Here is a 12,884-nt window from a genome sequence, read left to right as displayed (position 1 = left end):
CCGGCACCCTGCGCGCCGGCACCCTGCGCGCCGGGACCCCTTGCGCCCGTGCCCCACGCGCTGCGACGAGCACGGCCAACGCGGCCGCGGCGGCTGGCCACAGGACGAGCTGGCTGCCCACCGCCCAACCGGGCGCGCCCGTGAGTAACCAGGACGCCAGCCAAGCCGCAACGGCCGCACCGACCAGACGCAGATCGACGGTCATACCGTGATCAGCTCCTTCAAACCGTCGAAGGTCTTGTCGCCGATCCCGGTGACGTTGCGCAGGTCGTCGACGGCGGCGAACGGCCCATTCGCCTCCCGGTAGTCGATGATCCGCTGGGCCATCAACGGTCCGATCCGCGGGAGTGTGTCGAGCTCGGTCACCGTGGCCGTGTTCAGGTTCACTTTCTGGCCGGACACCGCGCCGCCGACCCCGGCCGCTCCCCCGGATGCCACCGGCGGCCCGGCCGGCGCCTCGCCGACCTCGGGAAGGTAGAGCTGCTCTCCATCGCTGAGCCGCCTGGCCAGGTTGGCCCCGGCCGGGTCCGCCGTCTCAATCAGGCCCCCGGCAGCCGCCACCGCGTCCATCACCCGCGCGCCGGCGCTGAGCTCGAACAGCCCCGGCCGGCGCACCGCCCCGAGCACATGAACGAAGATGATCGCCCCCGGTGCCGACGTCGGGCGCTGCGGGTCGGCATTCGCCGAGGATGCGCCGGACGAGGATCCACCGGGCAAGGTTCCGCCGGATCCGCCAGCCTGTCCGGACCCGCCAGCCTGTCCGGACCCGCCGGCCTGTCCGGACCCGCCGGCCTGTCCGGACCCACCCGGAGAGATCACCCGGTGGGTGGCCTGCCCGCCAACCGCCGAGATGACGACGGCGGTGGCCAGGGCCGCGAGGAGCAGCACGACCGCGGCGCCGACCCCGATCCGAATCCGGGCACGGCGGTCGCGGCGCGCCGGACGAACCAGGCGCGAGAGCGCCGCTGTGGCCGGTTCAGGCTCCATCCGGGCAGGCTAGACCGCCCGGCTCAGCCTGCCGGGCGGTCAGACCAGGCGGTGTGAGACTGCGGGATCCCGGCCCTGTGGAGGCGAGGTCAGACCATGCGGGTCACGATGCTGACCAGGCGGGGAGCTCGCACGATCACGTGCACGATCTCACGGTCACCGATTGCCTTGATCACCGGAGCCGACGCACGCGCCAGGCGTTCCAGTTCGTCGCCGGGGATCTTCGGCGAGATTTCCAGGCGTTCCCGCACCTTGCCGTCGACCTGGACGACGGCGGTCACCGACTCCTCCACGAGCAGGGTCAGGTCGGCCTTGCGCCACTGGACGAGAGCAACGCAGGGTTCGTAACCAAGCCGCTGCCACATGTCTTCGGCGGCATACGGCGCAAACAGATTCAGAACCATCGCGGTGGCCTCAGCCGCCTCACGAACGGCGGCGTCGGCGGGGCCGGCTCCCGTGTCGATGACCTTGCGGGTGGCGTTGACGAGCTCCATCAGGCGGGCGACGACCACGTTGAACTTGAACGACTCGATCAGGCCCGGCGCGTCGGCGAGGAAGCGATGGGTGACCCGGCGCAGGGCGGCGTCTCCGGTCTTCCAACGGATGTCCGGCTCGCTCGTGACGTCCCTGGCCATCCGCCACGCGCGGGCGAGGAACTTGGCGGAGCCGACGGGCGAGACATCCGCCCAGTCGATGTCATCTTCGGGCGGGCCGGCGAATGCCATCGACAGGCGTACGGCGTCGACTCCGAAACGGTCGACCTCCTCCGTGAAGTAGACGACGTTACCGCGGCTCTTGGACATCTTCGCGCCGTCGAGGATGACCATACCCTGGTTGAGCAGGGCGGTGAACGGCTCGGTGAAGGAGACATAGCCAAGGTCGAACAGCACCTTGGTCATGAACCGGGCGTAGAGCAGATGCAGGATGGCGTGCTCGACGCCGCCGACATACTGGTCGACGGGCGCCCACTTCTCGGCTTCCTTCGGATCGAACGCCCGGCTGTCGTCGTTCGGGTCGAGGAACCGGAGGAAGTACCAGGAGCTGTCCACGAAGGTGTCCATGGTGTCCGCGTCGCGGCGCGCCGGGGTTCCGTCGATCGGGTTGGGCACGTTGACCCAGTCGGTCGCGCCGCCGAGGGGTGAGGTGCCCTTGGGCTTGAGGTCGAGGCCGTCGGTGGGCGGCAGCAGCACGGGCAGCTGGTCTTCCGGCACGGGGATCTCGGCACCATCCTGGCCGTGGATGATCGGGATCGGGGTGCCCCAGTAGCGCTGGCGGGAAATCAGCCAGTCGCGCAGCCGGTAGTTCTTAGCGGCGCGGCCGGTACCGTCAGCGGTCAGTTGGTCGATGATGCGCTTGATCGCGGTGTTCTTGCTGAGCCCGTTGAGAGCGCCCGAGTTGATCAGCCTGCCCTCGCCGGCGAGGGCGATCCCGGTCGCGACGGGGTCGAGCCTGGGGAGCTCCTCGGTGCCGTCGAGCATCCCCGGCGTTATCACGGGGATCATGCCGGTGACCGGGGCCGTCGTGTCGACGACGACGATCACGGGAAGGTCGAAACGGCGGGCAAAGTCGAGGTCACGCTGGTCGTGGGCGGGCACGGCCATCACCGCGCCGTGGCCGTAGTCGGCGAGCACGTAGTCCGCGGCCCAGATCGGAAGACGTTCGCCGTTGATCGGGTTGATCGCGTAGCGCTCGAGGAAGACGCCCGTCTTCTCCCGGTCGGTGGCCTGCCGTTCGATCTCGGTGCTGTTCTGCACTTTCACCAGGTACTCCTGGAACCGCGCCTTCACCTCGGGGGAGGCGTCGGCGACGAGTTCGGCGGCCAGGTCTGCGTCGGGGGCGACGACCATGAAGGTCGCGCCGAAGAGCGTGTCCGGCCGGGTCGTGAAGACGCTGACGCGCTCCTCGCGGCCCTCGATCACAAAGTCGACATCGGCGCCGATCGAGCGGCCGATCCAGTTGCGCTGCATGTTCAGCACCTTGGCCGGCCAGGTGCCTTCGAGCTGGTTGAGGTCGTCGAGCAGGCGGTCGGCGTAGTCGGTGATCTTGAAGTACCACTGGGTGAGCTTCTTCTTGACCACCACGGCGCCGCTTCGTTCGGAGGTGCCATCGGCGAGCACCTGCTCGTTGGCGAGCACGGTCTGGTCCACCGGGTCCCAGTTGACCCAGCTGTCCTTGCGGTAGGCGAGACCCTTCTTGTACAGCTGGAGGAACAGCCACTGGTTCCACTTGTAATATTCGGGGTCGCTCGTGTGCAGTTCGCGCGACCAGTCGAAGGATGCCGCGTAGAGCTTCATGCTCTTCTTCTGCTGGGCGATATTGTCGTAGGTCCAGCCGCGCGGGTCGATGCCGCGTTTGATCGCCGCGTTCTCGGCGGGCAGGCCGAAGGAGTCCCAGCCGATCGGGTGCAGCACGTTGAAGCCCTGCTGGCGCCAGTACCGGGCGACGATGTCACCGAGGGCGTAGACCTCGGCGTGGCCCATGTGCAGGTCGCCGGAGGGGTACGGGAACATGTCGAGCACATACTTGCGCGGGCGGGTGTCGTCCGGGTCGTCCGTGCGGAACGGCTCGAGTTCTTCCCAGATCGGCTGCCACTTGGCCTGAATGGCGGCGAAATCGTAGATTTCTTCCTCGCGGTGGGCGCCGGTGGGCGTGTGGTCGTGCTCGTGTGCCACGTGACTCTCTTCGTTGCGGTGGGATTGCGCCATCTCAGGCAAAAGGGCGCCCGCAGGCGTCGTCCAGGGTTCTAGGTTACTAAATCCTGGCCGGCCGGCGTTGCGCGCGGGGATTTCGTGGCGCCGAGCACGTCGAGCAGGGCAGCGGCCTTGATTCGGGTCTCCTCGATCTCCTCGGCCGGGTCGGACAGTGCCGTGATGCCGCCGCCGGTGCCGATGGACGCTCCGTCGGGGTCGATCACGATGCTGCGGATGACCATGGCCAGGTCGACGGCGCCGTCGAAGCCGAAGTAGCCGAACGCGCCGGAGTAGATTCCGCGCGGACCGCCTTCGAGCCGGTCGAGGATGCCCATGGCGCTCGGCTTGGGCACGCCCGTCATCGAGCCGGCCGGGAAACAGGATTCCACGGCATCCACTCCGGTCAGCCCGGCGGCGAGGCGCGCCTCCACCGTGCTGACCAGCTGATGCACGTGCGCGTAGCTTTCAACGTCGAGCAGCTGGGTCACCGCGACCGAGCCGAGTTCGGCGATGCGGCCCAGGTCGTTGCGCATCAGGTCGACGATCATCAGGTTCTCGGCGCGTTCCTTGCCGCTGGTCTCCAGCTCGGTGCGGAGGGCCAGGTCGCGGGCGATCCCGGTCGAGCGTCGCCGGGTGCCCTTGATCGGCCGGGTGCTCACCCGGCCGGTGCGGGAGACGGCGAGAAACTGCTCGGGCGATGCGCTGAGCAGGGCCGTGTCGCCGAACCGGAGCAGCCCGCCGTGGTGGCTGGGGCTCCCGGCACGGAGGGCCAGGTAGGCGTCGACCGGGTCGGGGTGCACCGCGACGCGGATCTCGTTGGTGAGGCACAGCTGATAGGCGTCGCCCGCGGTGATCGAGGCCTGGCAGTGCCGGATCAGGGCGTCGTAACCGGCCGGATCCTGCCGCCAATTCGCCGCGGCCGCGCCCGGAACGGTGATCCGGATTCCGGCCGGGGCCTCGGCCTGAGAAGCGGATGTCTCGGCTGCGGCCTGAAGGGCGGCGAGCACCTCGGCCGCCCACTGCTCCGCCGCGACGGCCCCGGCGCGCACGAGCAGGGTGACCGTGTGCGCGGCGTGGTCGAATTCGATCGCGCGGTCGACCTGCAGGAGCGCGGCGTCGGGGTAGCGGGAGTCGTGCACTGGCGCACCGACGGTCTGGGCGCCGAGCTCGTAGCCGAGCCAACCGACCCAACCGAGCCGGAATCCGCTGTGCGACGCGTCATCCGCCAGAGGCACGTCCCGGACGTCGACGGAGTCCCTGGCCTCGAAGAGGTCCTCGCCTGGATCCTCGTCGGATCCACCGCGCTTGGCCGCGGCCAGGTCCTCACGCAGGAACTCGAAGATCGTCGCCGGCAGGGTCACGGCCTCGGCGCCTGGGCCTGGCCCGGCCCAGGGGAATGTCACCGTCACGGTGCCCTCCGGCACCGACGCGGTCACGAAGCGGGACGAGGCATCCGCGGCGCCGAGGTAGCTGAAGCCGTCCCGCGCGGAGACGCCCGCGTCGAGCCAGAAGGAGTGGGTGCAGGACCGATGGAGGGTGAGGTAGACGAACGCCGGGTCCCACCAGCCGGGCAGGGGGAATCGTCGGATCGGAGCTGGCACGCCCCCAGCCTAGGTGCGAAGGGCTCTGACGTCGCGCCACAATCCGAGGCCCTAACCGGCGAGGGTGACCCGGGCCGTGATGAGTTCGTCGGGGACGGGCGTGTGGGAGATCAGCAGCACCGCTCGGCCGTCTTCGGCGGCCGTGGCCAGGATGTCCCGCACGAGCCGGTCTCCCGTCTCCTCGTCCACGTTGGCGGTGGGTTCGTCGACCACGAGCACCGGGAAGTCGGCCAGCAGCGCCCGGGCGAGGGCGATCCGCTGGGCCTGACCTCCCGAAACCAGCGCCCCGCGTTCGCCGACCCTGGCGGCCAGGCCGCCGCGCTCCGCCGCCCACCCGGCCAGGCCCACCCGACCGAGCACGGCCAGCAGTTCCTCGTCGGTCGCGGTGTCCCTGGCGAACAGCAGGTTCTGACGGATGCTGTCGTCGAACAGCCACGGTCGCTGCTCGCAGAGCCCGACCACCGCGCGCACCTCGGACGGGGACAGCAGGCGGGCTTCGACTCCGTCAATCGTGTACGACCCGGTGTAGTCGAGGAAACGCACCAGCGCCTGCGCGAGGGTCGTCTTGCCTGCGCCACTCGGACCGGCCAGATGTATCCGGTCGCCCGGGCCGAGCCGCAGGGAGACCCCCGTGACGGCCGGAGCGGTCGCGCCCGGCCAGCTCGCACCGAGGTCGCTCAGTTCGACGACGGGAGCGCGCTCCCCCCTGGTCCTCACGGTGCCGCCCTCGACCGGGATCTCGACCGGGATCTCGACCGGGATCGCCGCCGGCACCGCCGTGGCGACTCGCTCGGCGCTGGAGCGCACCTCACGCCACGCTCCGAGCGCGGCCGGGACCATGCCGAACACCTCGAAGACGGCCATCGGCACGAGCACGATCACGGCGAAGGCCGGGCCGGCCAGGCCGCCGGCCTCATGAGCGGCAAGGGCGGGAATTCCGATAAAAAGGGCGACGACCGTGGCGGCTCCCGCGAACAGCGACAGCACAGCGCCCTGCACGCCGACGCCCAGGGACCGGCGGAGGGTCGCCTGCCTGAGGAGGTCGTCGGCCCGTTGGAGGGCGGTGAGGCGCCCTGGCAGGGCGCCGAACGCGGTCAGCACATCGAGGTTCTCGACAACCTCGAGCACCTGGCCGGTGAGGTTGCCGCGCATCGGGGCCAGCTCACGCTCGGCACGGGCGGCGATCAGACCGGAGCCGACCGTGCCGAGCACCCCCGCGACGACAAGGCTGACCAGCAGGGTGAGCCCGGCAGCCGGCAGCACGCTCCACACACCAACGATGCTCACGGCGGCGAGGATGCCGGCCGTCGCGAGCGGCTGAACGACCCGCAGCGGCAGGTCCTGTAGGGCGTCGACGTCACGAACGAGGCGGGTGAGCAGCTCGCCCTTGCCGGTGTCGGCGAGCCCCGCCGGGGCCAACGGGACGATCCGGGAGAACACGCCAACCCTCAGCAGGGAGAGCTGCCGGAAGGCCGCGTCGTGGCTGCTCAGCCGATCGAGGTAGCGAAAGGCGGACCGGCCCAGGGCGAAGGCCCGCACGCCCACAACCGCCATCGAAAGATAGAGGATGGGCGGCTGTTCGGCGGCCCGGGTGATCAGCCAGGCCGAGGTGGCGAGCAGGGCCACAGCGGAGAGCATGGAGGCCACCCCGGCCGCCAGGCCGGGCAGGAACCAGCGCGCCTGCGGCTGGGCCAGCCGCAGGATCGCCCCGGTCGTATCCCCGGCGTGCCTGGTCTGCGCCTGCGGCGTACCGGCAGGGGTGCCGGGAAGCGTGGCAGCCGGGGTGCCGGCCGGCGCGTGGGCGATCGACTCAGACACGCGCGGGCCCGTTCAGTTCGACGACTTGGTCCGCGGCGTCGCGGAGTAACGGCCGGTGGCTGACCACGATCACGATGAGCCCGTCGGTTGCGAGACGGCGGAGCCCGGTGACCAAGCGTTTCTCGGCCTCGGGGTCGAGTGCGGAACTGGGCTCGTCGAGCACGAGCACGCGGCAGCCGTGCAGCCGGGCGCGGTAGATGGCCCGCGCGACCGCGACCCGCTGGGCCTGCCCGCCGGAGAGCCCGTCGCCGTTGACGCCGAGCCGTGAGGCCGGGTCAAGCTCCCCCGCCCCGGCCTCACGGAGCGCACGATGCACCAGCGCCGGGTCGACGGATGCCTCTCCCAGCGAGACGTTGTCGGCGATCGTTCCGGCCAGCAGGCCCGGGCGTTGACCGGCCCAGGCCAGCCAGGGGCGCGGCGTGCCGGGCATGACCCCGGCGTCCCCCAGACTGATCTCACCGTCGAAGGGCACGAAGCCCTGCAGGGCGGCGACCAGGGTCGACTTGCCTGCGCCGCTCGCCCCGCGGATGACCGCGAGCCGGCCCGCCCGGAAGACCGCCGTGAACTCCGAGGCAACCGGGCCGACCGGGCCGTCACGGCCGGCTCGGCGGACCCTGACCCGGTCGAAGCGCAGGGCATCGAGGACGGGCGCGACGGCATCCGTCGGCCCGGTCGAGGCCGGGATCAGGGCCACCGTTTCTGCGGGGCGTGCAGGCGATGCGGACTCGTCGTCAAGGATCGCGAAGACGTCCTCGGCGACGGCTAGGCCGTCGGCCGCCGCGTGGAACTGGGCCCCGACCTGCCGTACGGGGAGGAAGGCCTCCGGGGCCAGCAACAGCACGAACAGGCCGACGCCGAGCTGCAGGGAACCGTCGACCAGGCGGAGACCGATCGACACGGCGACGAGGGCGACCGACAGGCTGGCGCCCAACTCGAGCACAAAACCGCTCAGGAAGGAGACCCGCAGCACCTTCATCGTGCGGCCGCGGTAGTCCTCCGTGATGGTGCGCACCCGCTCGGCCTGGCGTGCCTCACGGCCGAAGATCTTGAGCGTGGCCAGCCCGCCGACCAGGTCGAGGAAACCGACACCGAGCCGCTGCAGCGCGTCCCACTGCGCGCGCTGCACGGCCTGGGTCGCCTGGCCGATCAGCACCATGAACAGCGGGATGAACGGAAGGACCACGATGACGGTGATGCCGCTCGGCAGGTCCTGCCAGAGCATCACCAGCACGAGGATCGGGGTGGCGATGCCGGCCAGCAGCAGCTGGGGCAGGTACCGTGCGAAGTAGTTGTCGAGGGCGTCGAGGCCCTGCCCGACGAGGGTGGCCACTCCGGCGCTCTGGGTGCCGGCCAGCCAGTCGGGGCCGCGCTCGGCAAGGCGCTCGAGCACCCGCGAGCGCAACTGGCTCTTGACCGACGCGGCGCCTCGGCTCGCGGCCACCTCGAGCAGCCAGACCAGTGCCGCCCTGACCACGACGACAACGGCGAGGGCGCCAACCGTGGGCGCGAGTTCGGCCGGACCGTGCCCGTCGACGGCGAGGCTGATCGCCTGGCTCAGCAACCAGGCGAATGCGACCACGACCAGAGTCTGGGCCAGGCCGAGCGCCGCCCCGACCAGCAGGAACCACCGGGCGGCGGACGCGTAACGGAGGAGCCGAGGGTCGAGGGGGCGCATGGACGATTCAGAGGGCTGGTGGGCGGGGCCTGGCTGGGGGAAAGTCTTGGTCGGCCGGTTAGTGCGCGGCGGCTTCGATGGTGCTGCGGCTGACCCGCTTGCGCAGCACCCAGTATGTCCAGCCCTGGTAGAGGAAGATCACGGGGGCGGCGATCAGGGCGGTCCAACTCATTACCTGCAGTGTGTACGGCGTAGAGGACGCGTTCGCGATGGTCAGACTGTTCGCGGCGTCGTTGCTCGCCGGCATCACATCGGGGAACAGGGACGAGAACAGGGTCAGCACGGCCAACCCGATGGTCGCGGCCATGAGCGTGAACGCCCAGCCCTCAGAACCCCTCAGGTTGAACAGGAACGACCCGATCAGGGCGACCGCGGCCAGCGCGGCGAACACGGCGGTGAACAGACTCCCGAAGGCGAGCACCGTCCAGAGCAGGAACGACGCGGCGACAAGGATCGTCACGAACCCGGACTGCACAGCGAGCTTCCTGGCCCGTTCGCGGATGTCGCCCTCGGTCTTCAGGGACACGAAGACGATGCCGTGGGTGAAGAAGAGCAGCAGTGTGGTCAGGCCGCCGAGCAGAGCGTAGGGATTGAGCAGGTCGAAGAAGCTGCCGGAGAAGTTGTGGCCGGCGTCGAGCGGCACGCCCTGCACGACGTTGGCGAAGGCGACGCCCCACAGCAGGGCAGGCACTGCACTGCCGACGACGATCATGGCGTCGAACCACTTCTTCCACTCGGATTCGGGCCGCTGGTGCCGGTACTCGAACGACACCCCACGTACGATCAAGGCCAGGAGGATAAGCAGCAGGGCGAGGTAGAACCCGCTGAACATGGTCGCGTACCACTCGGGAAACGCGGCGAATAGGGAGGCGCCGGCCACGATCACCCAGGTCTCGTTGAGGTCCCAGACCGGACCGATCGTGTTGATCAGCACCCGGCGGTCGGTGTCGTCCCGGCCCAGGAAGGGCAGTGACATCCCAACGCCGAAGTCAAAACCGTCGAGCACGAAGTAGCCGATGAACATCGCGGCGATGATCCAGAACCAGAGGATGTTGAGTTCCATCAGACGCTCCTAGTAGACCGTGACACGTTGGGGGGCTTCACCGGTAAGCGAATCCGGCACCGGGGCATCCTCGGGACCCTGCCGGACCGCGCGCAGGATCAGCCGGAACTCCACCACGGCAAGGACGCCGTAGATCAGGGTGAACGCGACCAGGGAGATCAAGATCTCGAGCCCGGAGACGTTGGGTGAGACGCCGGACTCCGTTTTCAGCAGCCCGAAGACGAGCCAGGGTTGCCGTCCCATTTCGGTGAAGATCCAGCCGACGCTCATCGACGCGAGCGAGAACGGGAACGACCAGATCGCGACCTTCCAGACCCAGGCGGCAGCCGGGGTACGTCCGCCGCGGGTCAGCCAGAGGCCGACGACGGCAACCAGGATGTGCGCGATGCCGAGGCCGATCATCCACCGGAACGCCCAATAGGTGATCCAGATGGTCGGGGTGTAGTCGCCCGGGCCGTAGAGCTGCACGTACTGGGACTGCAGGTTATTGATGCCCTCAACGGTGCCATCGAGGGTGTGGGTCGATAGGAAGGAGAGCAGGTAGGGGATCCGGACGGAGAACAGTTCGCTGACACCGTCGGGGGTGCCGAGGGTGAAGAGCGAGAAGGATGCGTGTGCGCCGGTGGCCGTCTGGTACATCGCCTCGGCCGCGGCCATCTTCATCGGCTGGGCGGCGGTCATCGCCAGGCTCAGGGAATCGCCGAAGAACGTGGTGAGCGCCCCGGAGATGACCATCATCCACATGCCGAACTTGAGGGCCGGGCGCATGGTGTCCGCGTGCTGCTTGCGGTAGAGGTGCCAGGCCGCGACGGAGATGATCAGGCCGGACGACACCATGAAGCAGGCGAAGATGGTGTGCGGGAAGGACGCGAGCGCGATCGGATTGGTCAGGAGCTCGCCGATGTCCGTGAGCTCTGCGCGGCCCCTGGCCTCGTTGATCCGGAACGCGATCGGGTTCTGCATGAACGCGTTCGCGGCGAGGATGAAGTAGGCGGAGGCGATCGAACCGACCGTGGTCAGCCAGATCGTGGCGAGGTGAAGTCCCCGGGGAAGCTTGTCCCAACCGAAGATCCACAGCCCGATGAAGGTGGCCTCGAGGAAGAACGCGACGATGCCCTCGAACGCCAGCGGCGCCCCGAAGACGTCGCCGACGAAGCGGGAATAGGTGGACCAGTTCATCCCGAACTGGAACTCCTGCACGATCCCGGTCACAACGCCCATGGCGAAGTTGATCAGGAAGATCTTGCCGAAGAAGTGGGTCAATTGGAGGTACTTCGCCTTGTCGGTGCGCACCCAGGCCGACTGGAAGATCGCGACAGTGAGGGACAATCCGATCGTGAGCGGAACGAAGAGGAAGTGGTACACGGTCGTCAGACCGAATTGCCACCTCGACAGGAGTAACGGATCCAGCCACTCGTTCATGCGTCCTCCAACACAACCACTCTTGTACGATATGTAGAAGACTACTCTTCTACGACCCGTAGAAGAGCGCGGGAGGCGGCGGTAAACTGGAGTCATGGGGAATCTGGGTGTGTTGGAGCGGTTGCTGATGAATGTCCTCTGGGACTCGAGCCAGGCGCTGCCGGCGAAGGAGTTGCGCGATCGCCTGCTCACCCCGGCCGCAAGCCGCAAGCCGCTTGCCACGACCACGGTGCTCACGGTGCTCTCGAGGCTCGAAACCAAGGGTTTCGTCACCAGGGACCGCGGCAACCGCCCGCACCTGTACCGCGCGGTGACGACCCGGGCCGAACACACGGCCGAGCTGATGCACGAGGTACTCGGCTCTGCGCCCGACCGTCAGGCGGCGCTGGCCAGGTTCATCGGAAACGTCACCCCGCAGGAGGCCGAGAGCCTCCGAGTCCTGCTCAGCCCGGCATCCGCGGTCGACGAGTGACGGCGCGAGTGTGACGGCGCGCGTGTGGCGAAGTCCGGCGCCGTGCCCACAACCGCGCTAGCCCTCGGGACCCTCGCCCTCGCCCTCGCGTGGCCTCTCCCGATCCTGCTCTCCCGTGCTCGGTGGCCGGCCCGCTCTCCCGGCTTCGCGCTGGTCCTCTGGCAGTCGATCGCCCTCACCGGCGGTCTGTCGATGATCGGGGCCCTGTTCGCCTACGGGCTGCTCGGGTTCGGAACCAGCCCGCTGGCCGGGATCCGCTCGCTCTCGGACCACGCCGGCTTCGGGGTGGTCCCCACCGGGATGACGTTCGACCAGGTGCTCGCTCTCGCCGCCTCGATCCTGCTCGCCGGGCACCTGCTGCTCAACCTCGCGGCGACGTTCTTCCACGCTAGGGTGCAGCTGCTTCGTCACCGCCACCTCGTGGCTCTGCTCAGCGAGCCTTCGGCCGACCGGCCGGGCACCCGCGTCATCGACCATGAGGCCCCGGTCGCCTACTGCCTGCCCGGCGCGACTTCGGCGACCGTGTTGTCGCGGGGACTGATCAGCCTGCTCGACGCCGACCAGCTCCGCGCCGTGGTGGCCCACGAGAGGGCGCACCTGCTGCAACGCCACCACGTCGTGCTACTCGCGTTCCGATCCTGGCGCAGCGCGTTGCCGTGGTTCCCCATCGCGACCCAGGCGGAGACCGCGGTAGGCCTGCTGGTGGAGATGCTGGCCGACGACCAGGCCCGCCGGCAGGTCGACGACCGCACCCTCGCGATGGCGATCGCGCTCGTGGGTTCGGCGCACGGGCCGGTCTCCGGGGCGAGCACAACCGGGGCGAGCACAACCGGGGCGAGCACAACCGGGGCGAGCACAACCGGGGCTAGAACAACCGGGGCGAGCACAACCGGGGCGCAGGAAACGGATGCCGCGGCCCTCGCCGGGCCGGATCATCCGCTCGACCTGCTGACGCCTCGTCTTCGCCGGCTCATGGTGGCCACGCCGAGGCTGAGCCGGCACCAGGGCTTCGGCGTTCTAGCCGCGTCGGCGGGGCTGCTCGCCCTGCCGGCCCTGCTGTTGCTGCTCGGCTGAACCCGGTCGCCTGCGCGCCCCGTCAGATTCGACGGACATTTTCGGAATGTGGGGCTCATTCGCCCCAGATCATGAACTCAGA

At 69.3% G+C, this 12,884-nt stretch carries 10 protein-coding genes; 2 read left to right on the top strand and 8 right to left on the bottom strand.

Annotated features, from left to right (window positions below; translation table 11 throughout):
• From E3O19_RS18165 to E3O19_RS15020, 8 genes are all read right to left on the bottom strand, one after another.
• A partial coding sequence (locus E3O19_RS18165) for a hypothetical protein (RefSeq protein WP_420898624.1) occupies positions 1–205 on the bottom strand: 205 nt, incomplete at its 3' end.
• Positions 202–987, bottom strand: coding sequence for a helix-hairpin-helix domain-containing protein (locus E3O19_RS15050; RefSeq protein ID WP_134568921.1), 786 nt, complete (start codon positions 985–987; stop codon positions 202–204). The genes E3O19_RS18165 and E3O19_RS15050, both read right to left, overlap by 4 nt.
• A gap of 89 nt (positions 988–1,076) precedes the next feature.
• The gene (gene leuS, locus E3O19_RS15045) at positions 1,077–3,659 is read right to left on the bottom strand and encodes a leucine--tRNA ligase (RefSeq protein ID WP_241981405.1); all 2,583 of its coding nucleotides are present in this window, start codon (positions 3,657–3,659) and stop codon (positions 1,077–1,079) included.
• A gap of 71 nt (positions 3,660–3,730) precedes the next feature.
• On the bottom strand, positions 3,731–5,278 hold the full coding sequence (locus E3O19_RS15040; protein WP_134568917.1) for an anthranilate synthase component I family protein: 1,548 nt from the start codon (positions 5,276–5,278) through the stop codon (positions 3,731–3,733).
• Positions 5,279–5,329: 51 nt separating this feature from the next.
• Positions 5,330–7,096, bottom strand: a complete 1,767-nt coding sequence (gene cydC, locus E3O19_RS15035; protein WP_241981404.1) for a thiol reductant ABC exporter subunit CydC — start codon at positions 7,094–7,096, stop codon at positions 5,330–5,332.
• On the bottom strand, positions 7,089–8,771 hold the full coding sequence (gene cydD, locus E3O19_RS15030) for a thiol reductant ABC exporter subunit CydD (RefSeq protein WP_134568915.1): 1,683 nt from the start codon (positions 8,769–8,771) through the stop codon (positions 7,089–7,091). The genes cydC and cydD overlap by 8 nt, the downstream gene beginning before the upstream one ends.
• A 58-nt stretch (positions 8,772–8,829) precedes the next feature.
• On the bottom strand, positions 8,830–9,834 hold the full coding sequence (gene cydB, locus E3O19_RS15025) for a cytochrome d ubiquinol oxidase subunit II (RefSeq protein ID WP_134568913.1): 1,005 nt from the start codon (positions 9,832–9,834) through the stop codon (positions 8,830–8,832).
• A 9-nt stretch (positions 9,835–9,843) separates the two neighbouring features.
• Positions 9,844–11,256 (bottom strand): cytochrome ubiquinol oxidase subunit I, encoded by a 1,413-nt coding sequence (locus E3O19_RS15020; protein ID WP_134568911.1) that lies wholly within the window; start codon positions 11,254–11,256, stop codon positions 9,844–9,846.
• A gap of 94 nt (positions 11,257–11,350) precedes the next feature.
• Between E3O19_RS15020 and E3O19_RS15015 the strand changes: the two genes are divergently transcribed.
• A complete protein-coding gene (locus E3O19_RS15015; RefSeq protein ID WP_134568909.1) occupies positions 11,351–11,728 on the top strand; it encodes a BlaI/MecI/CopY family transcriptional regulator in 378 nt (125 codons plus the stop codon).
• Positions 11,729–11,770: 42 nt separating this feature from the next.
• On the top strand, positions 11,771–12,802 hold the full coding sequence (locus E3O19_RS15010) for a M56 family metallopeptidase (RefSeq protein ID WP_134568907.1): 1,032 nt from the start codon (positions 11,771–11,773) through the stop codon (positions 12,800–12,802).
• The last annotated feature ends 82 nt before the right edge of the window (positions 12,803–12,884 follow it).

The sequence above is a fragment of the Cryobacterium algoritolerans genome (assembly GCF_004402785.1).
Taxonomy (GTDB): Bacteria; Actinomycetota; Actinomycetes; order Actinomycetales; family Microbacteriaceae; genus Cryobacterium; species Cryobacterium algoritolerans.
This window is presented reverse-complemented; position numbering and strand designations above follow the sequence as displayed.

Bases quoted from the DNA above. Each gene is read 5' to 3' on its own strand.
- E3O19_RS15050 (WP_134568921.1), bottom strand. From the start codon at position 987: ATGGAGCCTGAACCGGCCACAGCGGCGCTCTCGCGCCTGGTTCGTCCG.
- cydD (WP_134568915.1), bottom strand. From the start codon at position 8,771: ATGCGCCCCCTCGACCCTCGGCTCCTCCGTTACGCGTCCGCCGCCCGG.
- cydB (WP_134568913.1), bottom strand. From the start codon at position 9,834: ATGGAACTCAACATCCTCTGGTTCTGGATCATCGCCGCGATGTTCATC.
- E3O19_RS15020 (WP_134568911.1), bottom strand. From the start codon at position 11,256: ATGAACGAGTGGCTGGATCCGTTACTCCTGTCGAGGTGGCAATTCGGT.
- E3O19_RS15015 (WP_134568909.1), top strand. From the start codon at position 11,351: ATGGGGAATCTGGGTGTGTTGGAGCGGTTGCTGATGAATGTCCTCTGG.